This window comes from Inquilinus sp. NPDC058860 (assembly GCF_042743185.1).
In the GTDB taxonomy this organism is placed as follows: Bacteria; Pseudomonadota; Alphaproteobacteria; order DSM-16000; family Inquilinaceae; genus Inquilinus.
In genome coordinates, this window is the sequence record NZ_JBHYMS010000030.1 from 34485 (window position 1) to 57117 (window position 22633).

Genomic DNA, 22633 nt, shown 5'->3' on the forward strand with positions numbered 1-22633 from the left:
TCCGATGTCGGGCATCTTTGCGATGCACTAATTTCATTGGTGTCTTTATGATTTCAAATATGGAAGACCATATGAACCAGGATGTCAACGCCGATGACAGGGACGCGGCCAAGCCCGGCGCCCCGGCGCTGGAGAAGGGGCTGGACCTGCTGGAGGCGCTGGCAGCCCAGCCGGACGGCATCAACCAGAAGTCGCTGGCGGCGCGGGTCGGCCGGTCGGTCGGCGAGATCTTCCGCATGCTCGGCGTGCTGGAGCGGCGCGGCTATGTCGCCCGCGACCCGAAGACCGGCGAGTACCGGCTGACGCTGCGGCTGTTCCAGCTCGGCACCCAGCATCCGCCGACCCGGCGCCTGCAGCAGGCGGCGCTGCCGGTCATGGAGGGCCTGGCCGCCCAGGTCGGGCTGGCCTGCCATCTCAGCATGGCCAGCGGCGAGCATTTCCTGATCCTGGCTCAGGCCGAGCCGGACCGGCCGATGGGCTGGACGGTGAAGCTCGGCGCCGTCTTCCCGCTGTCGATGCACCTCGTCTCCGCCCGCATCCTGGCCGCCTTCCAGCGCGAGCCGCGGCGCGGCGAGATGGTGCGGATCATGGCGCAACGCGACGAGCTGCCGGCCGATGACATCCTGGCGCGGCTGGAGGGCATCGCCGCGGCGGGGCACGACCTGGCGCCGAGCGAGACGGCGCCCGGCCTGACCGACATGAGCGCACCGGTCCTCGACCCTTCGGGGCTGGCGGTCGCCGCGCTGACCCTGCCCTTCCTGCCGCAGCGCGGGAACACGATCTCGCCCGAGGCGGCGCTGGCCGCGCTCCGGGACGCCGCCGCCCGGATCACGGAGCAGATCGGCGGCCTGGCCGGCTGAGCCCTATCCGGCCGCGGAGGCCAGCTGCCGCGCGGCCCGCAGCAGGCCGGCATTGTCCGCCGCCCGCTCGCCGGACGGCAGATGGGCGCCGTCCTCCAGCCCGATGCGGCTGTCGAGGCCGCGGGCCAGGGCCATGCGGCAGATCGGCCATTTGGTGGCCTCGTAGCCGTGCAGCAGGCGCGGCAGCGCGATGCCGGCCCGGTCCAGGACCGCCAGGATGCCTTCGGCGACGGCCCTTGCCTCGGCCTCGTCCTGCTCGTTGATCTCGATCAGCACCCGCAGGCAGCGCTCCGCCTCCGGCAGGCGGACGAGGCGGTCGGCATCGGCGACCGACCAGACCCCGGCCTCGATGCCGACGCCCTTGGACAGGGCGAGGCCGATCACCTCGGATGCGTCCTCCTCGACCAGGTTGACGGAGACGTAGTCGGGCAGGATCTCCCAGCCGCGGATGTCCGCCTGCCGAGCCCTGCCGCCCGGGCGGATCGGCCATCGGGTCGAGACGCCGATCGGGATGCCGGGCACCCGGCCGCGCACGGCCAGCAGCGCCCGGCCGATATCGTCCGGCGTCAGGCTCTCCGCCCCGTCGGCGCCGCGCGGATGGATGTGCAGCTCCTCCGCCCCGGCCCGCACCGAGGCCTCGGCGTCGCGCGCCAGCTCCTCCGGCGTGCACGGCGTCGCCGGATGAAACGACTTGGTGCGGCTTCCGTTCAGACAGCCCTGCAGCATCGGCCCCTCTCGCTCTGGCTGCGCGATCCTGCCGGCGTTGCCGACGGCGATCAATACGAGGTTGGCCGCAGGTTTCCGGAATGAACCAAATCGCCTAGCCTGCCGATGGGACACTGCAGGGATTCGGGTGGTGACGGCGGAGACGATCGAGGGCATGGCGGCGCAGATCCGGGGCGGCGATCGCCGGGCCCTGGCCCGCGCCATCACCCTGGTCGAGTCCCGCCGCGCCGACCACCGCGAGCGGGCCGAGGCGCTGCTGGAGACGCTGGCGCCCGCCGCCGGCGGCGCGGTGCGGATCGGCATCTCCGGCCCGCCCGGCGTCGGCAAGTCGACCTTCATCGAGGCCTTCGGCCTGCACCTGACCGGCCAGGGCCATCGCGTCGCGGTGCTGGCGGTCGACCCGTCCTCGCAGCGCTCCGGCGGCTCGATCCTGGGCGACAAGACGCGGATGGAACTCTTAACCCGCGACCCCGCCGCCTTCATCCGCCCCTCCCCGGCCGGCGCCACGCTGGGCGGGGTGGCGCGGCGGACGCGCGAGACCCTGCTGCTGTGCGAGGCCGCGGGCTACGACGTGGCGATCGTCGAGACCGTCGGCGTCGGCCAGTCCGAGACCGCGGTGGCGCAGATGGTCGATGTCTTCGTGCTGCTGCTGCTGCCCGGTGCCGGCGACGAGCTGCAGGGCATCAAGCGCGGCATCGTCGAGGTCGCCGACATCCTGGTGGTGAACAAGGCCGATGGCGACCAGAAGGGCGCCGCCAACCACGCCGCCGCCGAATACCGCCACGCCCTGGCGCTGCTGCGCGGCAGCAGCGGCTGGACCCCGCCGGTGCTGCAATGCTCGGCGCTGGAGAACCGCGGCATCGATGCGGTGTGGGAGACCATTGGGAAATTCCGCACGCAGATGGGCGAGGCCCTGGCCGGGCGACGCGCCGAGCAGGCCCGGTCCTGGCTGTGGCGCGAGCTGGGCGACGGCCTGCTGGACGCGCTGCGCGGCCATCCTGCGGTGGCCAAGGCCCTGCCGAGGCTGGAGGCCGAGGTCGCCGCCGGCCGCCTGCTGCCGACGGCGGCGGCACGGCGGCTGCTGGAGAGGTTCCTGGGAGGATGAGCGAAGCCCCGTGCCGGCCGGGTCCCCCGAAGGCGACCCGGCCGGCATCGGGTATCAAGCCTTCTTCAGCACCGAAGGCGCGGTCGCAGCGCCCTTTTTCAGCGCGGCGTCCTTCTTCGGCTTCTTGGCTTCCTTGGGCTTGCGCACTTGACCCTTGGCCATGGCAATGCCTCCTTCGTTTGTGGACTCGCACATCATAGCGAAACGCCGCGGAACGTCATAAAAATTCAATCCGGGCCGGCGGAGCGAGAGATCCCGTCCCCGGCGGCCGGATGCGCTATCCTTCCCGCGGCAACAGGGAGGCGGCGATGACCAGCCATGACGCCATCATCATCGGCACGGGCCAGGCCGGACCGGCGCTGGCGGACCGGCTGAGCCGGGCCGGGCAGCGCGTCGCGGTGATCGAGCGCGCGCGCTTCGGCGGCACCTGCGTCAACACCGGCTGCATCCCGACCAAGACCATGGTCGCCAGCGCCTATGCCGCCCGGATGGCGCGGCGCGCTGCCGATTACGGGGTAATCCTGCCCGGCCCGCCGCGGGTCGACATGAAGCAGGTCAAGGCGCGCAAGGACGCCGTCTCCGGCAAGTCCCGCGTCGGAGTCGAGAGCTGGGTGCGCGGGCTGGAGAACAGCACCGTGATCCAGGGCCACGCCCGGCTGACCGGGCCTCGTACCGTGCAGGTCGGCGACGAGACCCTGACCGCCGAACGGATCTTCCTGAATGTCGGCGGCCGGGCCGCGGTGCCGCCGATGCCGGGGATCGGGGACGTGCCGTTCCTGACCAACAGCACGATGATGGACCTGGACACGCTGCCGGAGCATCTGGTGATCGTCGGCGGGTCCTATATCGGGCTGGAGTTCGGCCAGATGTTCCGCCGCTTCGGGTCCGACGTGACGATCATCGAACAGGGGCCGCGGCTGATCGGCCGCGAGGACGAGGACGTCTCCGCCACCATCGCCGGCTTCCTGGAGAAGGAAGGCATCACGATCCGAACCAACGCCACATGCATGAGCGTGGCGCGGCAGGGCGACGGCGTGGCCGTGACGGTCGACTGCACCGCCGGCGCGCCGGTCGTGACGGGATCCCACCTGCTGCTGGCGGTCGGGCGCCGGCCGAACACCCAAGACCTGGGGCTGGAGGCCGCGGGCGTGGCTATGGATGGGAAGGGCTACATCACCGTCGACGACACGCTGCAGACCAGCGTCCCCGGCATCTGGGCGCTGGGCGACTGCAACGGCCGCGGCGCCTTCACCCACACCGCCTACAACGACTTCGAGATCGTCGCCGCCAACCTGCTGGACGGCGACAACCGTCGCGTCAGCGACCGGATCCCGGCCTATGCCCTCTACACCGACCCGCCGCTGGGCCGCGCCGGCATGACCGAGGCGGAGGCGCGCCGCTCCGGCCGTCGCATCCTGGTCGCCAAGCGGCCGATGACCCGGGTCGGCCGCGCCGTCGAGAAGGGCGAGACCGAGGGCTTCATGAAGGTGGTGGTCGACGCCGGCACGCGGCAGATCCTGGGCGCCGCCATCCTCGGCACCGGCGGCGACGAGGTGGTGCACGGGCTGCTGGACCTGATGACCGCCAAGGCGCCGTACGACGTGCTGCAGCGGTCGATGCCGATCCACCCGACGGTGTCCGAGCTGCTGCCGACCCTGCTGGGGTCGCTGGAGCCGGCGTCGTGAGCGGGCGCGACCGGGCCGAGGCCGAGGTGCTGCGGGTGCTGGGCATGGCGGCGGGCCGCGCCGTCACCCCGGACGACCGGCTGCTGGAGGATCTCGGGCTCGGCCCCGCGGACGTCACGCGGCTGGCCTGGGACATCGAGCGGGGGCTGGGCGCGGAGATCCCGCGCGACGACCTGGCCTCGGTGTTCACCGTCCGCTCGCTGATCGACCTGGTCGACCAGCACTACGACCCGGCGACGGCCGATCCGAAGCACGGCTGGCACATGTGACCGGCCGGCTTCCGTCAGGCCGATGGCGGATGCGATCAAATCCGCGGGCTCTCCGATCCTAGAGTGGGACAAACCACAGGGGGAGCGCGATGCGATCGACGATGCTGGCCGCCACTGCCGTCCTGGCGCTCTCCGGCCCTCCCGTCTTCGCCGCCGACCCGGCGCCGACGGTGCCGGCTTCGGACCTCGCCGATCTCCAGACCGCCTTCGATCCGATGGGACCGGCGGTGCGGGCCTTGACGCTGCCCGACGGCCGGGCGGTGCATTACATCGACGAGGGCGAGCCCGGCTGGCGGCCGGTGCTGTATGTCAGCGGCACCGGCACCAGCGCCCGGGCCTTCGGCATGACCGAGTACCTGCGCAGCCTGCGCACCAGGCTGCAGCTCCGCTTCATCAGCGTCGAGCGCAACGGCTTCGGCGACACCGAGTTCCGCCCGGGCTGGACGTACAAGGACTATGCCGCCGAGGTCCGCGCGGTGCTGGACCATCTCGGCATCCGGCAGGCCGCCGCCCTGGCGATCTCCGGCGGCGGGCCCTACCTCGCCGAGATCGCGGCGGAGATGCCGGACCGGCTGATCTCGCTGCACTTCCTGGCCGCGACCTCCGGCTTCGGGCCGGAGCGCAAGCCCTGCAAGATGTCCGACGCCGAGCTGACCGAGATGATGAAGGTGGCGCAGAACCCGGAAGCCTGGTGGGCCTATCCGGAGACCAGCCCGACCCGCAGGATTCCCGGCTTCGCCGACCGCGCCTTCGAGGAGGGCGCGCGCACCTATTTCATCCGCGGCCAGATGGGCGACCTGCGCGGCCAGGTCGCCGAATACCGCCGCTACTGCACCGGGCCGAAGGCCGACGTCTCGAAGGTCCAGGTGCCGGCCTATGTCTATCACGGCACCGCCGACGCATCGGTCCCGCTCGACCAGGCGCAATACTGGCAGTCGCGGTTTCCGAATGTGCGCAAGGCCCGGATCTACGAGGCCGAAGGTCATGACGTGCAGTACCGGCACTGGGACCAGCTGCTGCTGGACGTTGCCGGCCATGCCGAACTGACCATGCTGTGCGCCGACGGAAAATCGCAGGCGGTGCCGGAGGCGGACGCCCAGGCGCTGCTGGCCAAGGGCGCAACGCTGGGCATCTGCGCTTGGAACTGAGTGCCTGCTTGCGGGTAGACTGGGAGATCGGATCCCGCAGCGAAGGATGCGCGCCATGGCCGCCACGCCCCCGCCCCTCGAACTTGACCTGCCGGCCCCCGATTTCCGCCTGCCCGCCACCGATGGCCGGACCTATTCGCTGGACGACATCGCCGGGCCGCGCGGCACGGTGATCGTCTTCATCTGCAACCACTGCCCCTATGTGAAGGCGGTGATCGACCGGCTGGTGGACGACGCCATGACGCTGCTGTCCGAGGGCATCGGCTTCGCCGCGATCTGCTCGAACGACGCCGCCGCCTATCCGGAGGACGGCTTCGAGAAGATGAAGGCGTTCGACGAGGCGCACGACCTGCCCTTCCCCTATCTGCACGACGAGGACCAGTCGGTGGCGCGGGCCTATGGCGCCGTCTGCACCCCGGACTTCTTCGGCTACGATGCGCACCGCCGGCTGAAATATCGCGGCCGGCTGGACGAAGGCCGCACCGGCCCGCCCCCGCCGCATGCGCGGCGCGAGCTGGTCGAGGCGATGCTGCGGATCGCCGAGACCGGCCAGGCGCCCGCCGACCAGGTGCCGTCGATGGGCTGCTCGATCAAGTGGAAGGCCGCCTGAGCCGCGGCGAAGATCAGCGCCCCGGGAACGCGGCCTCGTACTGCTCCGGCTTGAAGCCGACCAGCAGCGTGCCGCCGATGTCGAGCACCGGCCGCTTGATCATCGAGGGCTGGTCGAGCATCAGCCCGATCGCCTTCGCCTCGGTCAGATCCTCGCGGGCGGCGTCCGGCAGCTTGCGGAAGGTGGTGCCGGCGCGGTTCAGCAGCACCTCCCAGCCGACCTTGCGCGCCCATCCCTCGAGCGTGGCGCGGTCGACCCCCGCCGCCTTGTAGTCGTGGAAGGCATAGGCGACGCCGCGCTGGTCGAGCCAGGCCCGCGCCTTCTTCATCGTGTCGCAGTTCTTGATGCCGTGGATCGTGACCGCCTTCGCCATGCTTCCGCTCTCGCGCTGAGTCTGCCGGACCGAGCCGACCATAGGGGCTGCGGACACGGCCGTCACCCGCGCAGCGGCCAGCGGCCGAGGATCAGGTAGCGGCTCTCGCCATAGAGGCTGTGGACGAGCGCGAAGTCGCGCACCGGGATGGTGATCGACGCGTCGAGGACCGCCTCGGGAACGACCTTCCGGTCGTACAGGATCGTCATGTGCGGCCTGAGAGGCGGGCGGGATCCGGGCAGGCCGACCACCTCCATCACCGGATCGAAGGCCTCGTGCAGATCGACAAGCGCCGCGTTGCCCTCGGCGCAACGGAGCACGACGGGACGGGTGCCGCTGCCCGCCCCGAAGCTCGTCACCCGGTCGAAGGTCACCTCGAACCGCGGCAGCTCGATCGTCCAGGCGGCGCGCATCGCCCGGTCGACCAGCGCGAAGGGCAGAGACTGGTACCGGCCCACGAGCTGCAGCGAGATGTGCAGGATCTCCGGCGGCCGCGGCCGCCCCCGCAGGCCGAGGCCGAGCCGCAGGGCCTCCGCACGCGCCCGGATCATGGCGGCATCGGCCGGCGACGGGAGGATCGCGAAGAAGATCCGGTCCGGCGATATCGAGGGCGTCTGCGGCAACCCCAAATCCAGCGAGAGCTGCCTTGGATCGCGGCGCGACGCCTTGGAACTGCCTTTCGATGCCACTCGGGATGGTCCGCTCCGCGACACGTGCATCGAGCCTACACCTTGCCGGGCACGCCGGGGACCCGGCCCGGTTTCATCCGCTTCCCGGGCCGGAATAGCTGACACTCCCTGGCAGGTGCCGTCCTGTATTCTCTGTGGGCACAGCAGACGAGGCCGAGGATGAGCAGGACGGCAATGGGGAAGGTCCCGAAGGCGCCGGCGGGGGTGGCGGAGGGCCGGTGCCTGTGCGGCCGGGTGCGGATCGAGATCGGCGTGCCGGCGCGCTGGGCCTGGCACGACCATTCCCGGGACAGCCGGCTGGCCCATGGCGCCGCCTACGCCACCTATGTCGGGTGCTGGCGCAGCCGGGTGCGCATCGTCAAAGGCGAGGCCGCCCTCGCCCGCTTCGTCGAGGAGGAGACCGGACGATTGCGCAGCTTCTGCCGCCATTGCGGCACGCCGGTGCTGTACGAGCGGCCGCACGCGCCGCAGATGGTGAACATCCCGCGCGCGCTGTTCGAGACCCGCACCGGCCGCGAGCCGCTGTACCACATCGCCATCGAGCAGGCGCCGGAATGGGCGTATCGCGGCGAGAAGCTGCGCCCGCTGAAGGGCTTTCCCGGCGTGGTCTGGACCGGGCCGAAGCGGAAGAAGCGGCCGCTGATGGACGAGGAGTTCTAGGCAGCCGAGCGCGCCGGCACCGCGACGACGGCCGGCCTGTCGTCGATCGGGACATGCAGCAGCGCCGCCACCAGCCCGGCGACCGCGGTGGCGATCCAGACCAGAGAGTAGGAACCGGTGACGTCGAAGACGAAGCCGCCGGCCCAGGCGCCCAGGAACGAGCCGATCTGGTGGCTGAGGAAGCAGACGCCGAACAGCGTGCCGAGATGGCGCGTGCCGAACACCTTGGCCACCAGGCCGCTGGTCAGCGGCACGGTGCCCAGCCAGGTCAGGCCCATCACCGCGGCGAAGAGCACGACCGACGCCTCGCTCTTCGGCGCCAGGAAGAAGCAGGCGATGGCGGCGCCGCGGATCAGGTACAGCCAGGCGAGCACGTGCTGCTGGCGGAACCGCCCGCCGAGCCAGCCGCAGCCCCAGCTGCCGATCATGTTGAACAGCCCGACCAGCGCCAGCGCCGTGGCGCCGAGCCCTGCCGGCATGTGGCACAGCAGCAGGTAGTTCGGCAGATGCGTGCCGATGAAGGCGAGCTGGAAGCCGCAGGTGAAGAAACCGAGGGTCAGCAGGCGATAGCCACGATGGCCGAGCGCCTGCGCCACCGCCGCCCGCAGCGGCATCGCCGGCCCGTCCTGCGCCGGCCCGCCGCCCCGGCCCTGCCGGTCCAGGACCAGCCCGAGCGGCGCCACCGCCAGCAGGCAGGCGGCAAGCACCAGCAGCGACGCCGCGGTACCGGAGAGATCGGTGACCCATTGTGCCAGCGGCACCAGCAGCACCTGGCCGAGCGACCCGCCGGCGCTGGCCAGGCCCATCGCCATGCTGCGCTTCTCCGGCGGCGCCGCCCGGCCGAGCGCGGTCAGCACCACGCCGAAGGTGGTGCAGCTGATGCCGATGCCGACCAGGAGGCCGAGGCCGAGCACCAGCATCGCGCCCGACGAAGCCAGGGCGGTGAGGACCAGGCCGGCGGCGAAGGCGACCGCCCCGAAGGCGACCACCGGCGCCGAGCCCCAACGATCGGCGGCGGCGCCGGCGAAGGGCTGGGCGAGGCCCCAGACCAGGTTGTGCAGGGCGATGGCGAAGGCGGTCAGCGTCACCGGCACGCCGCGATCGAAGGAGAACGGTCCGATGAACAGGCCGAAGGTCTGCCGCGAGCCCATGGCGGCGCTCATGACCAGCGCCCCGGCCAGGATCACCAGCCCGGCCTGAAGCCCGGGGGATGCGAGCTGCCTGCTGTCCGTCACCGCCATCGTCCGGGCCCTCCTCGCCCGGCTCCACAATGGCGACCGGCGGAGGGCGCGGCAAAAGAGAAGGTTTCGCGGATGGGTGAAGGATCCTCACCCGTTCACGGCGCGCCTCAGGCGATCCGGCGCCCGGTTCCGGCCGCGCCCGGCCCGGCCGCCTCGACCTCGCGCAGCAGCCAGCGCTGGAAGCCCAGCAGGTCCGGGCGGCGCTCCGCGCCCTCGGAGCCGACCAGCCAATAGGCGGTCTCGGCCTCGATCTCGGGCAGGCCCGCCTCGACCACGGCGCCGGAGGCGAGGTCCCGGTCGACCAGAGGCCGACGGCCCAGGGCGACGCCGAGCCCCATGGCCGCGGCCTCGAACGCCATCTGGATGGTGTCGACACGCAGGCCGGCGGCGAGGTCGACGCCTTCGGCGCCCGTCCGTTCCGCCCAGGCCTGCCAGTCCTCGCTGGCCGGGGTGACGTGGATCAGCGCGGCCCGGCGCAGATCGACCGCCCCGCCGCCGCCGGCCAGGCGGTCGCGATATGCGGGGCTGCACACCGGCACCAGCCGCTCGCCGAACAGCCGGGTCCAGCCGGCGCCGGCGGCGGTCGTCCGGCTCATGCGGATGGCGAAGTCGAAGCCGTCGACCGGGAAGCCGACCTGCCGGCGCGAGGTGTCGACGGTGACGCCGATGGTCGGCCAGCGCTCGCCGAAGCGGTGCAGCCGCGGCAGCAGCCAGCGAGCGGCGAAGGTCGGGGCGCAGCTGACGGTGATGGTCCGGCGCCCGCGGTGGTGCGGCAGGCGCTGGGTGCCGATGGCGATCAGCGACAGCGCCTCCGAGACATAGGGCAGGTAGTCCGCCCCCTCGGGCGTCAGGGACAGCCTGCGCGGCTCGCGCACGAACAGCTCGACCCCCAGCGCCCGCTCCAGCCCGACGATGCCGTGGCTGACCGCGCTCGGCGTCACGTTCAGCTCGGCGGCGGCGAGCTTGAAGCTGAGATGGCGTCCCGCCGCCTCGAAGAAGCGGAGGGCGGCGAGCGGCGGCAGGCGGAGCGGCATCTGCAGAGCATATCCCGGCCGGGCCTAAGAGACCGTCTGGAAATGCTACTGGCGTGGCCGTCTGACGGCAGTTTCTCCGCTTCCGGTGCTCACGGACCCAAACGTCCGCTGCGCGCCGGTTCTCGAAACTACCGCCAGCCGACTCACACCAGCGCATTTCCAAACGGTCTCTAGGAGCGCAGCCCCCGGGCGACGGCGCCGGCGAAGCCGGCCGCGATGATGCCGCCGGGATCCAGCGCCGGGTTGAAGATGGTGATGTCGATGCCGGCCATCCGACCGCTCGCCGCCGCGGCGTCGAGCACCGCTGTCAGCTCCTCGAAGGACAGCCCGTCCGGCATGCGGTAGTCGACCGCCGGCATCACCGCGTCGTCGAGCACGTCGGCGTCGAGATGGACCCAGAAGCCGAGCAGCTCAGGCCGGGTCAGCCAGTCCAGCGCGCGCTCCAGCGCGGCCCCGAAGCCGGCCTGCCGGACCGCGGCGAGGTCGAGCAGCTCGATGCCGCTGTCCTCGATCCTCTGGCTGCCGACCCGTGCGGCGTCCTCGGCATCGCGGATCCCGAACGCCACCACGTCCTCGTCGCGGACCAGCGGCCGCAGCCCCTCGGGATCGGTGACCACGGCGGGGCCGCGGCCGGTGGCGAGCGCCAGGTCCATCGACGCCGCCTCGCCGTTGGGCTCGGCCTCCGGCTGGTAGAAATCGGCGTGGCCGTCAAGGAACAGCAGCCGAAGCGCCCGCGGCGGCGCAGCGGCAGCAGGCAGCCGAGCAGGATCGAGCAGTCGCCGCCCAGCACCACCGGCACCTCGCCGGCCCCGAGGACGAGGCCGACGGCGTCGGCGAGCGCGGCCGAATAGGCGGCGATGCCGGAGGGGTTGAGCAGCAGCGTTTCGGGATCGCGCAGCGGGTCGTAAGGCGGCGGCTCGACCCGGCCGGCCCGCCGTGCGTCCAGCCGGTCCGCGAGCCCCGCCCCGAGCAGGGCTTCGGGCAGCCGCTCGACCCCTTTCGGGAACAGCCCCAGCACCGAGGGGGCCTCGACGATGGCGTAGCGAGGACGGCTCATGGCGACGCCTCCTGTCCGGTCGCGAATCCAACCGCTTCGCAGCGCCCCGGGTTCCCGGGCACGATCCGCCCGGCAGGCCTCGGGACACCGGATCCGGGAACTTCCACATCACGGCGCCTGTCGTCTTTGGGAATCCCGAACCCGCCGAACGGAGATCCCGCCGCCCTTCACCCGCGCGATCCGTGGAAAGGAAACGACGATGAGCGATGTCGACGGCAAGGAGTTCGTTCTCGCAGGCATCGTCATGAAACGCCTGCTGTCCGGAGACCAGACCGCGGGGCAGTTCTGCCTGTTCGAGAACAGGAGCGACGGACACACGAGGACGCCGATCCATGTCCACGCCCGGGACGACGAGACGGTCTATGTCATCGAAGGCGAGCTGACCGCGGTGATCGACGGCCGGCCTCGACGCCTGACGACAGGCGAGTCCGTGTTCCTGCCGCGCGGCGTTCCGCACCAGCTGGTGAACCTGAGCGGCAATCCCGGCCGATACATCCTGATCGGGACCCCCGCCCTGTTCGACCGGTTCCTCGAGGAAGCCGGTCACGAGGTTCAGCCGGGCGAAGCCGTTGGACCGCCGACGCCCGAGGAGATCGAGCGTCTCCGCCAGGCTGCGCCGAAATTCGGCATCACCTTGCTCCCGGATTGGCCCTCGCCCAGGTGACGCACTCCTATAGCGTCACGCCATGCTGGGCCGTGAGCACGCTGGTGATGTCCCATAGCTTCGTTGCCTTGCCCGCATCGAAGGCGAGCGGCTCCGGCGTCCACGACTTCGGTTTGCGCAGGATCGCGCCGTTGGCATCTGCAGCAGAGGCTTTCACCAGCGCGGTGACGGCATTGCGCGCCGAGACCTCGGGTCTTGTGCCGATCATGCCGAGCAGCCGCATGATCGGCGGCATCCTGGGATCCAGCATGACCTTGGTCTTCGTCGGTCCGACGCATGCTGCCGTCAGCGTGACCGGACGGTCCGACCAGCGACGCGATGCTTCCTGTATATGCAGGAAGCTCAGGGCATGGCTGCCGAGCGCCGACTTGAAGAAGGTCCATCTGGTGCGTTCGTACTGCAGGTCGCCGAGGTCAGGCACCTGCCTTTCGCCGACCGCGCCCGAGATGTGGATGATCCGTCCATCACCGGATGCCGAGAGCGCATCGACCAGCAACCGGTTGAGCATGGCCCGCGCGAGATACTGCAGGGCGAAGGCAAATTCGAGGCCGTCGGCAGTGATGTGCTTGCCGCGTTGCGCTGACATCGCACTATGAACGACACCATGCAGCGTCGGCTTCCATGCCAGCACCGCATCCGCTGCTTCCTTCACCCCTGCGACGGTCGAGAGGTCACCGCGGGCAAACACAGCGGACGCCGCGCCGGCCTGTTTGAGGGCGGACACCGTCGCAGCGCCCGCGGCGGGATCACGCCCGACGACACGTATGTTTGCATGCCGGCGGGCGATCTCGACCGCGGCGGCTTGGCCGATCCCGGCCGTGCCCCCGAAGAACACGACATTGGCGTCCTGCAAATCGCGCTCATGCTGCATCGTGGCGGTCCTTGCCGGAGGATGCAGCCTGCCGAATGGATTCGGCGATCTCGTCCTCACTGCGGCAGCCGTTGAGGATCAGGCGCTCGCCGAAAACGAAACGAGGCACCGATTTCACGCCGCGTGCCGCAGAGGCCGCTGTCTCTTCAAACGTTCGAGCGTGTTCGGAGGAGTCCAGCGCAAGCCGATGTGCCTCCTTGCGCTCGAAGCCATGCTTCGAGGCAATATCGGCAAGACCATCGGGATCGGCGATGTTCCGGCCATCCTGAAAATAGGCGGAGGTGATCGCCACCGCGAGCGCATGCTGCGTCCCGCGCGGGGCTGCCAACCGGATCAAGGTGTGTGCGCCGAGGGTCGGATAGGCGAAAGGCTGACGTCGCAGGTCGAGGTCGAGACCCGAGGCACGCGCCTCCGAATGAGGACGCTCCCACACCTGTGTGGGATCGGCAACGCCGTAGCGTGATCTCAACAGGTCCGCGATCCTCAGCCCCTCGGGCGGGCAATCGGGCATCAGCATGACCGGATGGTGCCGAATATCGACAGCCAGTGCAGGGAAGCGCTCCGCCAGCACCTTGTCGAGCCGGTGCATTCCGATGATGCACCAGGGACAGGTGATCTCGGTATAGAGATCGATGGCCAATGTCATGATGCCTCGCAGGGTGGATACATTTTGTTCGTTACGCTACATTGCACCGCGACCATCGGCGGACAAGAAGGCACGTTTCTGGGCATGACGAACACGGTTGTCGGCGAGGATGAACCCACATTGTCCGACTGTCGGGCGGTCGCCGACATCCTGGCCCGTGTGGGTGACAAATGGACGGTGATGGTGGTGGGCGCGCTGTCGGCCGGCCCCATGCGGTACAATGCCATCCAGCGCCGGATCGGCGGCATCTCGCAGCGCATGCTCACGCTCACGTTGAAGGCGCTGGAACAGGACGGCCTCGTGACCCGGACGGTCTATCCGGTGATCCCGCCGCGGGTCGATTACGAGTTGACCGACCTCGGTCGCAGCCTGCTCGGCCCCATCACGATCCTGTTCGATTGGGCGAAGATCCATCAAGGCGAGATGCTCATGGCCCGGGCGAGGTTTCAGGAAGCCGCCAACGCCTCGTGATCTGCTTGTCCGAACCGTCAAATGCGGATGGCTTTTGAATTCAAAGAGGAATTTGATCGTTCCAGAAAATCTCCGCTTTCAGCGACTATCAATATCGATCGGTCCACTTTTCCCCAATCCACTGGCGACGCCGCACCGCCGGCATAGCCGAAGACTGCCGTCAGCAGCGCGCGGGATCGACCGTGATGTCGCTTGGAGCGATCGCAGCTCGGCTTCCGACTGGATTACGGCAAGCGTCGCCGGCGACCTGCCGCGCGTCAGTCGCGCGATAAGGACAGCCCCGCGAGAAGCGGCGCGTATGCGGCGAGCCTGCGGGATACGAACTCCGTGAAGAGCTGCACGCGCTTCGTCTTGCGTGTCTCCCCCTGCGTGAGAAGCCAGAGCGTTCCGTACATGTGCAGATCGGTGCCCGGCACCCTCACCAATAGGGGGTCGGCATCTCCGACGAAGCACGGCAGTGTCGTGATCCCGAGCCCTTGCCGCACTGCAACGATCTGCGCCTCGCCGTCCGTGGTCCTGAACGGAACCCCCGTGGTGCGAACCTCACCCTCGCGGGCCCAGTCCGGGATGCCGTGAATGCTTATGACGATCCACCGGATGGGATCAGGCGCATCCGCACGCCACGCGGCCAGTCGATCGCGGGACATGTAGACGCCGCCGAACAGCTCCGGTCCCTTCAGGCCGTGAAGATTGAGCGGCAGGGTTTTGCGGTCGTAGACGACGCGGATCGCCACGTCGGCCTCTCGGTTGGTCAGATTTGCCAGCTCGCCGGACGACAGGATTTCCATCTCGATGTCCGGATGCAGACGCGCGAAATCGGCGAAGTCCGGCATGAGCAGATGTGTCGCAAGAGGCGGCGCCAGAGTCACCCGCAGAAGCCCGCGCACGCTCTGGTCGCGCCCGAAGACGCGCGTCTCCAGCTGGTGCGACGACGCTTCCATCTGGTTCGCGAGCTCGAGAACCTCCTCGCCCGCAGCCGTCAGGCGGTAGCCCGAAGGCAGCTTCTCGAACATCTGCGCGCCCAGGCGTTCCTCGAGCTGAGCAATACGCCGCAGCACGGTCGAGTGATTCACCCCGAGGCGCCCGGCGGCAGCCCGCACCGAGCCTCCACGCGCGACGGCGAGAAAGTGGCGAACGTCATCCCAGTCGATCATGGTGCATTCCCGCGCCGCGCGGTGCGGCTTCCAAAAGCCCCGCAGCGAACACATCGAACACCAGTACGGGCGGTCATCATAGCCCATGCCGAACAGCGTGGCCCAATTTCCGATCGGCGGACACCGATCGTCGCGGCCGGCGTCAGCCATCCAGCCGGATCGATTTCGCACCACCGATGTGCGCGCTTCCGCACTCAACGCCTGACGCCGAAAGACCCATTTCGAGGGTCTCGGGGACCTCCCCGATCGGCCAAAGACGGAGTTGAAGGAAGTCATGGGAAAGCTTGAGGGTAAGGTTGCCGTCATCACGGGTGGATCGAGCGGCATGGCGCTGGCGAGCGCCAGGCGGTTCGTTGAAGAAGGCGCCTATGTCTTCATCACGGGCCGGAGGCAGGAGGCGCTGGACGAGGCCGTCAGGCTGATCGGCCGGAACGTGACCGGCGTGCGCGGCGACGCGGCCAATCTCGACGACCTCGACCGCCTGTTCGACACGGTCAAGCGGGAAAAGGGCAGGATCGACGTCCTGTACGCGAGCGCCGGCACGGGCGAAGGCGTCCCACTGGGCGAGATCACCGAGCAGCACTACGATGCGACCTTCAACCTGAATGCGCGCGGCACGCTGTTTACGGTTCAGAAGGCGTTGCCGCTGTTCAACGATGGCGGATCGATCTTCATGACCGGGTCAGTTGCTTCGATCAAAGGCTTTCCTGGCTACAGCGTGTATGCGGCGAGCAAGGCGACGCTGCACGCATTCGCACGCGGGTGGCTCAACGAGCTGAAGGGCAGGAATATCCGGGTGAACGTGCTGCACCCGGGGCCGATCGCCACACCGATGCAGGACCAGGTTCTCACCGAGGAGGCGAAGCAGATGTTCGAATCCCTGATCCCGCGGGGAAAGATGGGTCGTCCTGAGGAAATTGCGGCGGTCGCGCTGTTTCTTGCTTCAGACGATTCGAGCTTCGTGAATGGGATGGAGTTGAATGTCGACGGCGGCTTCTCGGCGATCTGAATTCGCGCCGGATCGCCGGAATGGTGGAACGACTTCCGCGCTGAACGGTCGGCTCGGCCGCGCGGAAGTCGTTCACGGCGGGACGCCTGCGCGAAGATCACCATGCAGCGAAGCGGACAACCCAGCGCCGTTGAAGGCCGGGGAATCAATACGGATCGGAGAAGCGTTATGAGCTATGCGATTGTAGGATTCGGCAAGATAGGCCAGGCCCTCGCCCACGCCTTCGCCCGCAAGAACATCGACGTGACCGTCGCGAGCCGCCGTCCGCCCGAGGCGTTGGCGCCGCAGGCTCGGGCAATCGGACCCACGGTCGTCGCCAGGTCGCTGCGGGATGCAGTCGAGGCCAACACAATCATCTTGGCGGTCCCGTTCTGGGAGCACCGCGAGGTTGCGAAGGCCTTGCCGAGCTGGGAAGGCAAGACGGTCATCGACGCCACGAACACGTTTGGAGTTCCCCCTGAAGAGCTGGACGGCCTCCCGTCCTCCGCCTTCGTCGCGAAGGCGTTCACCGGCGCCAAGCTCGTCAAAGGGTTCAATCACCTGGTTGCGGCCACCCTGGCTGCCGATCCGATCGTCGAGGGCGGCCACCGGGTCGTCTTTCTGTCGAGCGATGACGAGGACGCGATCGCTCCCGTGGCGGCCTTGGCCAAACACCTCGGCTTCGCACCCGTCAAGCTGGGAAAGCTCAACGAGGGCGGCGCGCTGGTGCACGCACGCGACCGCATTTGGGGCCAGCTGATCTTCCAGGATTTGTTCAAGAAGGAGCAATAATCGATCTACGACCGTGTGATCGACGCCGAGAACTGGTCGCGCGCGCTAACGCCTTCGAGCAGCGCGCGACCGAATATTTGAAGGCGTTGATCGGCGCCCCGCTCGTGCGGCGAGGCCATCAAGGATCAGCTTCAGCCCTTCTTCGAAAGCGGCTTCGTGATCTATCTGCGGGACCCCGATCAAATCATCCGCAGTTGCGCCGAGACTGGCTTCGGCCTGTTCCTCGAGCACGCTTCCGACGGTGAAGTGGCTGGACGCGAGCATCGCCATCTGAGCGTCTCGCTCGGGCAAACCGGACGCGACCAGGAAGGCCATCTTGTGCGCGATCCGATCGATGTCCGCGGCGCCGGGGCGGCTGCCCGCGTGGAGCTTTGCGCCGTCGCGCCGTCTCAGCAGCGTTCGCCGGAAACTGCGCGTGTTGTCGAGAAACCAGAGACGCCAGTCGTCGGATGGCGTTGGAAGCGGAGCGGTCGCGTGGGGCACCATCGCAGTCTCGGCCATGGCGGCGAGCAGTTCCTCCTTCTTGCGAAAATGCCAGTACAGCGATGGTTGCTCGACGCCGAGCCGCTTAGCGAGTTGTCTCGTGCTGATGCCCTCGAGGCCAACCTCATCGAGCAGATCGAGCGCTTCGGCAATGACGGTTTCACGATTCAGCTTGGTCATCTTGACAATCTATCGGTGATAGGGAAGCTTGTAAACAATAGCCTATCACTGATAGATTCGAGTCGTGCACATGGCGATTGGACCTGAAAATCGCTCCCTCAAGGTTCTTGTCTGCGGTGGTGGGATCGCGGGTCCGGCCTTGGCCTATTGGCTCACCCGAAGCGGCCATCAAGTCGTCGTAGCCGAGCGGTTCCCGGCTCTCAGGGCCACAGGTGCGCAGGTAGACCTGCGCGGGCAAGGCATCGAGGCGGCCAAGCGCATGGGGCTCATCGGCGCCATCCGGGACAACCTTGTCGATGAGGCTGGCGTCTCGTTCGTCGACTCCCGAGGCCGCATCAAGGCGACGATGATGGCCAACCGATCCGGTCGCGGAGCGCAATCCCTCACATCCGAATATGAGATCATGCGCGGCGATGTCGTGCGCATTCTCCATGACGCGACCAAGGACGACGTGGAATACGTCTTCGGCAAGACCGTTGAGCGGTTCGAGCAGGACGACGAGAAGGTTCTGGCTCACATCTCCGACGGCACCTCTGAAACCTTCGATCTGCTGGTCGGGGCCGATGGTCAGGGATCGCGCATTCGCAAGGGTATCCTGCCGCCGGATGCAGCCGACCCTTACCTGCGAATGGGCATCCACATGGCCTATTGGTTCATCCCGCGCACACCGGCCGACGACGGCAACATCCGCAATACGTACCTCGCTCCTGGCGGTCGGATGATCATGCGACGGAGCCATAATCCGACGGAAACGCAAGTCTACTTCGTGCTCAGGGACAGCTCCGAAGAAGCATCGGCCATTCACAGGGCGCCATTGGATCAGCAAAAGCAATTCTGGATAGAGCGGTTCCGGGACGCCGGCTGGCAGACCGATCGATTCATCCGGGGCATGATGACGACGCCCGATTTCTACTCTCAGGAAGTGGTGCAGGTCCGCACGGACACCTGGTACAAGGGTCGCGTGGTTCTCGTCGGCGATGCCGCGCATTGTGCATCCCCATTCAGCGGCATGGGCGTATCCGGCAGTCTGGTCGGAGCTTACGTCTTGGCGGGTGAGATCAATCGCAATACGGGAGATCTCGCGCGAGCCTTTGCGCTCTACGACAAAACGCTGCGGCCCTTCGTCAACGAAATCCAGACCGTAAACCCATCGCTCCTGCGCCTGGGAATGCCCAAGACGAGGTTTGGGATAAAAATCCTTCTTTCCGTAACGGCCTTGGCCGCACTGCTCCGCATCCCGGACTTGGTCTCCAGATTTTCGTCGGAAGACAGGGGCGGCGGCTGGCTTCTACCCGAATATACGGAGCTGCATCCGGCCCATCAAGCTGCGCTACCGGGTTAGATGAGAACTGAACCAGCTCAGGAGAGCCACTCCGCGCTGGATGTCATTTTCCCACTGCTGTCATCAAAGACTTCTGGACTTGATCCAGGTGCGGATGGCCTGAGTGAGTTCTGCCTTGCGTTCCAGCGGCAGCCAGTGTCCGGAGGGCATGCTCGTCACGGTAAGGTCTGCGCAGGCCGCGCGCATCGGGTCGCCTTGGCGGTTTCCGGTGATGGTGCAGATCTGATCATAGTCACCGTTGACGAACAGCACCGGCTGGGAAAGGCGGCCGCCATCGGGCGCTTCGCGCGCGTAGGCGATGTTGGCGTCGTCGTTCATGTACCAGGCACAGGACGGACGGAAACCGTGAGCCTTGAACCCCTGCACCAGCACGTCGAAGTCCGCCGGCGGCCAGAGAGCCGGATCAGGTTTGGTCGGCGGGGCCCGGTGCGCCGCGCCGAAGCGCCCTCCCTTGCGCGTGACCTCCGCATTCGGCGAAACCTTGCCGACGCCGGCGGGACCGCCGGGTTGAAAGATCGACGCCAGCGATGCTGCCACGTCAGCATCCAGGTCGGCGACTGCAGCCTCGAAGTGCTTCGTGTAGTAGCGGTAATAGTCCCATTGACCATCCGGATACTGGTTGGCGGGATAAATCGTTCGGTCGACCAGCGGGACGATTGTGCGCAGGGCGTGCCCGGCGGGTTGATATGCCAACGAGGTCAGCACGACACCACGGCTGCGCTTGGGCTCATGCGCGACCAGCTGGGCGGCCACAACAACGCCCCAGTCGTGCCCGACCCAGATCGCAGGCTCGCCGCCAAGGTGGTCATGAAGCTCCGCCATGTCGGCTACGACGTCCTCGATGGTGTAGGCGTCGTTGGCTGCCGGCGCGGAAGAGCGGCCGAAGCCACGCAGATCGGGAGCGACACAGTGCCAACCGTCGGCGGCGAACGCGTCCATCTGGGCGCGCCACATCAAACTGATGCTCGGCCAGCCGTGGAGGAAGATCATCAACGGCCCGTCGGCGGGCCCGCTCTCGATGTAGTGCGTTGTTTGACGAGGCGTGCCGAAAGTGCGCGACACCAGCGTGGCAGAGGGCATCCCGAGGGTATCCGACAGTACTCCCCCCTCACTCCCACTCGATCGTCCCGGGCGGCTTCGAGGTGATGTCGTAGACGACGCGGTTGATGCCGCGGACCTCGTTGACGATGCGGGTCGAGACCCGGCCCAGGAACTCGTGGTCGAAGGGGTAATAGTCGGCGGTCATGCCGTCGGTCGAGGTCACGGCGCGGAGCGCGCAGACATAGTCGTAGGTGCGGCCGTCGCCCATCACGCCGACCGTACGCACCGGCAGCAGCACGGCGAAGGCCTGCCAGATCGCGTCGTAGAGGCCGGCGCGGCGGATCTCCTCGAGATAGATCACGTCGGCCTTGCGCAGGATCTCCAGCATGTCGCGGCTGACCGCGCCGGGGATGCGGATGCCCAGCCCCGGGCCCGGGAAGGGATGGCGGCCGACGAACGTGTCGGGCAGGCCGAGCTCGCGGCCCAGCGCCCGCACCTCGTCCTTGAACAGCTCGCGCAGCGGCTCGACCAGGGCCAGCTTCATCCGTTCCGGCAGGCCGCCGACATTGTGGTGGCTCTTGATCGTCACCGACGGGCCGCCGGTGAAGGACACGCTCTCGATCACGTCGGGGTACAGCGTGCCCTGGGCCAGGAAGCGGGCGCCTTCGATCTTCTCCGCCTCGGCGTCGAACACCTCGACGAAGGCGGCGCCGATGATCTTGCGCTTCTGCTCCGGATCGGTGACGCCCTCGAGCCGGCCGAGGAACAGGTCCGACGCGTCGACATGGACCAGCGGGATGTTGTAGTGGCCGCGGAACAGCGACACCACCTGCTCCGCCTCGCCCGACCGCATCAGCCCGGTGTCGACGAAGATGCAGGTCAGCTGGTCGCCGATCGCCTCATGGATCAGCACCGCCGCCACGGCGCTGTCGACGCCGCCGGACAGGCCGCAAATGACCTTGCCGGTGCCGACCTGGGCGCGGATCTTCTCGATCTCCGCGTCGCGGAAGGCGGCCATGGTCCAGCTGCCGGCGCAGCCGCAGACATGGTGGGTGAAGTTGCGCAGCAGCGCAGTGCCATGCGGGGTGTGCACCACCTCCGGATGGAACTGCACGCCATAGAAGCGGCGGTGGTCGTCGGCGATGACGGCATAGGGCGCGTTCTCGCTGGTGGCGACGATGCGGAACCCGTCCGGCAGCCGGGTGACGCGGTCGCCATGGCTCATCCACACCTGCTCGCGCTGGCCCAAGCCCCAGGCGCCGTCGAACAAGGCGCAGTTCTCCCGGATGTCCAGCCAGGCGCGGCCGAATTCGCGATGGTGCCCCGCCTCCACCGCGCCGCCCAGCTGCTCGCACATGGTCTGCTGGCCGTAGCAGATGCCGAGCACCGGCACGCCGAGCTCGAACACCAGCTGCGGCGAGCGGGGCGAAGCCTCCTCGGTGACCGAGGCCGGGCCGCCCGACAGTATGATGCCGCGCGGGGCGAAGGCGCTGATCCGGTCCGCCCCGGCATGGTTGAACGGCCAGATCTCGCAATAGACGCCGGATTCCCGGACCCGACGTGCGATCAGCTGGGTGACCTGGCTGCCGAAATCGAGAATGAGGATGCGGTCCGGCGACGGCGTAGCGGTCGGGGCGGTCATGGCAACTCCGGGGTCGGGCGGTGGGACGGAGCTTTACCCTCCCCCCGCCCGCAGGACAAGCGACAGGGCCCGCGCCCGGCGCGCAACGTCCATGCGCGGGGCGAAGGCTAGGCCAGCGCGACGAGGACAGCGATCAGCACCAGCTGCGCCCCGGCGATCAGCAGCAGCCGGGTGCGGAACGGCTCCTTCCGCGTCTTGTGGCGCAGCAGCCGCTGCCCGGCGATGGCGCCGGGCGTGCCGCCGATCGCGGCCAGGGCCAGCAGCGTGCGCTCCGGGATCCGCCGCCGGCCGCCGACGGCGCACCATTTGTCCCAGGCGAACAACGCAAAGGCGGCCGCGCTGGCGGCGAGGAGGTAGAGCGCCAGGCCGGTCATGCGGCCGGAGGAATGGGCCGGTCGAAGCGGAAGGCGCTTTCCGCCAGCACGGCGCCGCCGAAGCGCTCCAGCCGGTCGGCATAGGCCTCGCCGCCGAGATGGCGGTAGAATCCGGTGGCACGGAAATTCGCGGTCAGGGCCCAGAGCATGAAGGGCGTCATGCCGCGCTCGGCGAACCAGCCGGAGGACGCGGCCATCAGCGCCCTTCCGTGGCCCCTGCCCTTCGCCCGGTCGAGCAGGTAGAGGGCGTAGATCTCGCCCCAGTTCCAGCCAGGCGCGCCGCGGGCCCGGCCGCACAGGGCGAAGCCGACCGGCACCGCCCCGCCGCTCGGGGTCGGTTCCAGCGCCAGGAAGGTGGCGGTGCCGTCCTCATGGGCCAGAGAGCGTTCATGGCCACGCTCGCGCTGGATCACGGTCATGCGGTCGAGATACTCGTCCGGCACCAGGCCGCGATAGGTCTCCTGCCAGGACTGGACATGGATCCGCGCGATCGCCGGCGCATCGGCCAGGATCGCACGGCGGATCATG

At 68.6% G+C, this 22633-nt stretch carries 26 protein-coding genes; 12 read left to right on the top strand and 14 right to left on the bottom strand.

What is annotated here, in order from left to right:
- Window positions 1-71 precede the first annotated feature (71 nt).
- On the top strand, window positions 72-860 hold the full coding sequence (locus tag ACFW16_RS20460; protein ID WP_380308367.1) for an IclR family transcriptional regulator: 789 nt from the start codon (window positions 72-74) through the stop codon (window positions 858-860).
- Between the two features lie 3 nt (window positions 861-863).
- On the opposite strand, the gene ACFW16_RS20465 is transcribed toward ACFW16_RS20460, so the two are convergent.
- The gene (locus tag ACFW16_RS20465) at window positions 864-1586 is read right to left on the bottom strand and encodes a 3-keto-5-aminohexanoate cleavage protein (RefSeq protein WP_380308369.1); all 723 of its coding nucleotides are present in this window, start codon (window positions 1584-1586) and stop codon (window positions 864-866) included.
- Window positions 1587-1716: 130 nt separating this feature from the next.
- On the opposite strand from ACFW16_RS20465, the gene meaB reads away from it, so the two are divergent.
- The 5 genes from meaB to ACFW16_RS20490 all read left to right on the top strand — a co-directional run bounded on the left by meaB (window position 1717) and on the right by ACFW16_RS20490 (window position 6403).
- Window positions 1717-2691 carry a methylmalonyl Co-A mutase-associated GTPase MeaB gene (gene meaB / locus ACFW16_RS20470; protein ID WP_380308371.1) on the top strand — a complete coding sequence of 325 codons (975 nt, stop codon included), beginning with the start codon at window positions 1717-1719 and terminating at the stop codon, window positions 2689-2691.
- Window positions 2692-2999: 308 nt separating this feature from the next.
- A complete protein-coding gene (locus tag ACFW16_RS20475; RefSeq protein ID WP_380308373.1) occupies window positions 3000-4376 on the top strand; it encodes an FAD-containing oxidoreductase in 1377 nt (458 codons plus the stop codon).
- The gene (locus tag ACFW16_RS20480; RefSeq protein ID WP_380308375.1) at window positions 4373-4645 is read left to right on the top strand and encodes an acyl carrier protein; all 273 of its coding nucleotides are present in this window, start codon (window positions 4373-4375) and stop codon (window positions 4643-4645) included. Before ACFW16_RS20475 ends, ACFW16_RS20480 begins: the two co-directional genes overlap by 4 nt.
- Before the next feature lie 89 nt (window positions 4646-4734).
- Complete coding sequence (locus ACFW16_RS20485) at window positions 4735-5793, top strand: alpha/beta fold hydrolase (protein WP_380308377.1); 1059 nt, start codon at window positions 4735-4737, stop codon at window positions 5791-5793.
- Between the two features lie 55 nt (window positions 5794-5848).
- Complete coding sequence (locus ACFW16_RS20490) at window positions 5849-6403, top strand: thioredoxin family protein (RefSeq protein ID WP_380308379.1); 555 nt, start codon at window positions 5849-5851, stop codon at window positions 6401-6403.
- A gap of 13 nt (window positions 6404-6416) precedes the next feature.
- Here the strand turns inward: ACFW16_RS20490 and ACFW16_RS20495 are convergent, their stop codons facing one another.
- On the bottom strand, window positions 6417-6776 hold the full coding sequence (locus tag ACFW16_RS20495; protein ID WP_380308381.1) for an ArsC family reductase: 360 nt from the start codon (window positions 6774-6776) through the stop codon (window positions 6417-6419).
- 62 nt (window positions 6777-6838) lie between these two features.
- Window positions 6839-7399 (bottom strand): 2'-5' RNA ligase family protein, encoded by a 561-nt coding sequence (locus ACFW16_RS20500; protein ID WP_380308383.1) that lies wholly within the window; start codon window positions 7397-7399, stop codon window positions 6839-6841.
- Between the two features lie 225 nt (window positions 7400-7624).
- On the opposite strand from ACFW16_RS20500, the gene ACFW16_RS20505 reads away from it, so the two are divergent.
- Window positions 7625-8125, top strand: a complete 501-nt coding sequence (locus ACFW16_RS20505; protein WP_380308385.1) for a GFA family protein — start codon at window positions 7625-7627, stop codon at window positions 8123-8125.
- Here ACFW16_RS20505 and ACFW16_RS20510 read toward each other — a convergent pair.
- The 3 genes from ACFW16_RS20510 to ACFW16_RS20520 form a co-directional block, all read right to left on the bottom strand.
- A complete protein-coding gene (locus tag ACFW16_RS20510; RefSeq protein WP_380308387.1) occupies window positions 8122-9366 on the bottom strand; it encodes an MFS transporter in 1245 nt (414 codons plus the stop codon). The genes ACFW16_RS20505 and ACFW16_RS20510 overlap by 4 nt on opposite strands.
- A gap of 107 nt (window positions 9367-9473) precedes the next feature.
- Window positions 9474-10400, bottom strand: coding sequence for a LysR substrate-binding domain-containing protein (locus tag ACFW16_RS20515; RefSeq protein ID WP_380308389.1), 927 nt, complete (start codon window positions 10398-10400; stop codon window positions 9474-9476).
- 170 nt (window positions 10401-10570) lie between these two features.
- Window positions 10571-11566, bottom strand: coding sequence for an arginase family protein (locus ACFW16_RS20520; protein ID WP_380308391.1), 996 nt, complete (start codon window positions 11564-11566; stop codon window positions 10571-10573).
- Window positions 11567-11656: 90 nt separating this feature from the next.
- Here ACFW16_RS20520 and ACFW16_RS20525 point away from each other — a divergent pair, with 90 nt between their 5' ends.
- Window positions 11657-12121: a cupin domain-containing protein gene (locus ACFW16_RS20525; protein WP_380308393.1), complete on the top strand. Its 465-nt coding sequence runs from the start codon at window positions 11657-11659 to the stop codon at window positions 12119-12121.
- A 7-nt stretch (window positions 12122-12128) separates the two neighbouring features.
- On the opposite strand, the gene ACFW16_RS20530 is transcribed toward ACFW16_RS20525, so the two are convergent.
- Window positions 12129-12992, bottom strand: coding sequence for an SDR family NAD(P)-dependent oxidoreductase (locus tag ACFW16_RS20530; protein WP_380308395.1), 864 nt, complete (start codon window positions 12990-12992; stop codon window positions 12129-12131).
- Window positions 12982-13638, bottom strand: a complete 657-nt coding sequence (locus tag ACFW16_RS20535; protein WP_380308397.1) for a DsbA family oxidoreductase — start codon at window positions 13636-13638, stop codon at window positions 12982-12984. The genes ACFW16_RS20530 and ACFW16_RS20535 overlap by 11 nt, the downstream gene beginning before the upstream one ends.
- Before the next feature lie 84 nt (window positions 13639-13722).
- Here ACFW16_RS20535 and ACFW16_RS20540 point away from each other — a divergent pair, with 84 nt between their 5' ends.
- Entirely contained in the window at window positions 13723-14109 is a 387-nt protein-coding gene (locus tag ACFW16_RS20540) for a winged helix-turn-helix transcriptional regulator (RefSeq protein WP_380308399.1), read from the top strand.
- 257 nt (window positions 14110-14366) lie between these two features.
- Here ACFW16_RS20540 and ACFW16_RS20545 read toward each other — a convergent pair whose 3' ends face one another.
- Window positions 14367-15413: a LysR family transcriptional regulator gene (locus ACFW16_RS20545; protein ID WP_380308401.1), complete on the bottom strand. Its 1047-nt coding sequence runs from the start codon at window positions 15411-15413 to the stop codon at window positions 14367-14369.
- A gap of 124 nt (window positions 15414-15537) precedes the next feature.
- On the opposite strand from ACFW16_RS20545, the gene ACFW16_RS20550 reads away from it, so the two are divergent.
- Together ACFW16_RS20550 and ACFW16_RS20555 are read left to right on the top strand one after the other, a co-directional pair.
- The gene (locus ACFW16_RS20550) at window positions 15538-16272 is read left to right on the top strand and encodes an SDR family NAD(P)-dependent oxidoreductase (RefSeq protein WP_380308402.1); all 735 of its coding nucleotides are present in this window, start codon (window positions 15538-15540) and stop codon (window positions 16270-16272) included.
- A 168-nt stretch (window positions 16273-16440) separates the two neighbouring features.
- Entirely contained in the window at window positions 16441-17043 is a 603-nt protein-coding gene (locus ACFW16_RS20555; protein ID WP_380308404.1) for an NADPH-dependent F420 reductase, read from the top strand.
- A gap of 45 nt (window positions 17044-17088) precedes the next feature.
- Here the strand turns inward: ACFW16_RS20555 and ACFW16_RS20560 are convergent, their stop codons facing one another.
- Window positions 17089-17706 carry a TetR/AcrR family transcriptional regulator C-terminal domain-containing protein gene (locus ACFW16_RS20560; protein ID WP_380308406.1) on the bottom strand — a complete coding sequence of 206 codons (618 nt, stop codon included), beginning with the start codon at window positions 17704-17706 and terminating at the stop codon, window positions 17089-17091.
- A 70-nt stretch (window positions 17707-17776) separates the two neighbouring features.
- Here ACFW16_RS20560 and ACFW16_RS20565 point away from each other — a divergent pair, with 70 nt between their 5' ends.
- Window positions 17777-19048 carry an FAD-dependent monooxygenase gene (locus ACFW16_RS20565; protein ID WP_380308408.1) on the top strand — a complete coding sequence of 424 codons (1272 nt, stop codon included), beginning with the start codon at window positions 17777-17779 and terminating at the stop codon, window positions 19046-19048.
- A gap of 63 nt (window positions 19049-19111) precedes the next feature.
- Here the strand turns inward: ACFW16_RS20565 and ACFW16_RS20570 are convergent, their stop codons facing one another.
- The 4 genes from ACFW16_RS20570 to ACFW16_RS20585 all read right to left on the bottom strand — a co-directional run bounded on the left by ACFW16_RS20570 (window position 19112) and on the right by ACFW16_RS20585 (window position 22632).
- Window positions 19112-20128, bottom strand: coding sequence for an alpha/beta fold hydrolase (locus ACFW16_RS20570; RefSeq protein WP_380308410.1), 1017 nt, complete (start codon window positions 20126-20128; stop codon window positions 19112-19114).
- 28 nt (window positions 20129-20156) lie between these two features.
- Entirely contained in the window at window positions 20157-21731 is a 1575-nt protein-coding gene (gene guaA / locus ACFW16_RS20575; RefSeq protein ID WP_380308412.1) for a glutamine-hydrolyzing GMP synthase, read from the bottom strand.
- 107 nt (window positions 21732-21838) lie between these two features.
- Window positions 21839-22105, bottom strand: a complete 267-nt coding sequence (locus ACFW16_RS20580) for a DUF1294 domain-containing protein (RefSeq protein ID WP_380308414.1) — start codon at window positions 22103-22105, stop codon at window positions 21839-21841.
- Entirely contained in the window at window positions 22102-22632 is a 531-nt protein-coding gene (locus ACFW16_RS20585; RefSeq protein ID WP_380308415.1) for a GNAT family N-acetyltransferase, read from the bottom strand. The genes ACFW16_RS20580 and ACFW16_RS20585 overlap by 4 nt, the downstream gene beginning before the upstream one ends.
- Window position 22633: the final 1 nt, after the last annotated feature.

Coding starts and splice junctions, on each gene's coding strand:
- ACFW16_RS20460 (WP_380308367.1), top strand. CDS start 72: ATGAACCAGGATGTCAACGCCGATGACAGGGACGCGGCCAAGCCCGGC.
- ACFW16_RS20465 (WP_380308369.1), bottom strand. CDS start 1,586: ATGCTGCAGGGCTGTCTGAACGGAAGCCGCACCAAGTCGTTTCATCCG.
- ACFW16_RS20475 (WP_380308373.1), top strand. CDS start 3,000: ATGACCAGCCATGACGCCATCATCATCGGCACGGGCCAGGCCGGACCG.
- ACFW16_RS20485 (WP_380308377.1), top strand. CDS start 4,735: ATGCGATCGACGATGCTGGCCGCCACTGCCGTCCTGGCGCTCTCCGGC.
- ACFW16_RS20490 (WP_380308379.1), top strand. CDS start 5,849: ATGGCCGCCACGCCCCCGCCCCTCGAACTTGACCTGCCGGCCCCCGAT.
- ACFW16_RS20495 (WP_380308381.1), bottom strand. CDS start 6,776: ATGGCGAAGGCGGTCACGATCCACGGCATCAAGAACTGCGACACGATG.
- ACFW16_RS20505 (WP_380308385.1), top strand. CDS start 7,625: ATGAGCAGGACGGCAATGGGGAAGGTCCCGAAGGCGCCGGCGGGGGTG.
- ACFW16_RS20510 (WP_380308387.1), bottom strand. CDS start 9,366: ATGGCGGTGACGGACAGCAGGCAGCTCGCATCCCCCGGGCTTCAGGCC.
- ACFW16_RS20515 (WP_380308389.1), bottom strand. CDS start 10,400: ATGCCGCTCCGCCTGCCGCCGCTCGCCGCCCTCCGCTTCTTCGAGGCG.
- ACFW16_RS20520 (WP_380308391.1), bottom strand. CDS start 11,566: ATGTGGAAGTTCCCGGATCCGGTGTCCCGAGGCCTGCCGGGCGGATCG.
- ACFW16_RS20525 (WP_380308393.1), top strand. CDS start 11,657: ATGAGCGATGTCGACGGCAAGGAGTTCGTTCTCGCAGGCATCGTCATG.
- ACFW16_RS20530 (WP_380308395.1), bottom strand. CDS start 12,992: ATGCAGCATGAGCGCGATTTGCAGGACGCCAATGTCGTGTTCTTCGGG.
- ACFW16_RS20535 (WP_380308397.1), bottom strand. CDS start 13,638: ATGACATTGGCCATCGATCTCTATACCGAGATCACCTGTCCCTGGTGC.
- ACFW16_RS20540 (WP_380308399.1), top strand. CDS start 13,723: ATGACGAACACGGTTGTCGGCGAGGATGAACCCACATTGTCCGACTGT.
- ACFW16_RS20545 (WP_380308401.1), bottom strand. CDS start 15,413: ATGGCTGACGCCGGCCGCGACGATCGGTGTCCGCCGATCGGAAATTGG.
- ACFW16_RS20550 (WP_380308402.1), top strand. CDS start 15,538: ATGGGAAAGCTTGAGGGTAAGGTTGCCGTCATCACGGGTGGATCGAGC.
- ACFW16_RS20555 (WP_380308404.1), top strand. CDS start 16,441: ATGAGCTATGCGATTGTAGGATTCGGCAAGATAGGCCAGGCCCTCGCC.
- ACFW16_RS20560 (WP_380308406.1), bottom strand. CDS start 17,706: ATGACCAAGCTGAATCGTGAAACCGTCATTGCCGAAGCGCTCGATCTG.
- ACFW16_RS20565 (WP_380308408.1), top strand. CDS start 17,777: ATGGCGATTGGACCTGAAAATCGCTCCCTCAAGGTTCTTGTCTGCGGT.
- ACFW16_RS20570 (WP_380308410.1), bottom strand. CDS start 20,128: ATGCCCTCTGCCACGCTGGTGTCGCGCACTTTCGGCACGCCTCGTCAA.
- guaA (WP_380308412.1), bottom strand. CDS start 21,731: ATGACCGCCCCGACCGCTACGCCGTCGCCGGACCGCATCCTCATTCTC.
- ACFW16_RS20580 (WP_380308414.1), bottom strand. CDS start 22,105: ATGACCGGCCTGGCGCTCTACCTCCTCGCCGCCAGCGCGGCCGCCTTT.
- ACFW16_RS20585 (WP_380308415.1), bottom strand. CDS start 22,632: ATGATCCGCCGTGCGATCCTGGCCGATGCGCCGGCGATCGCGCGGATC.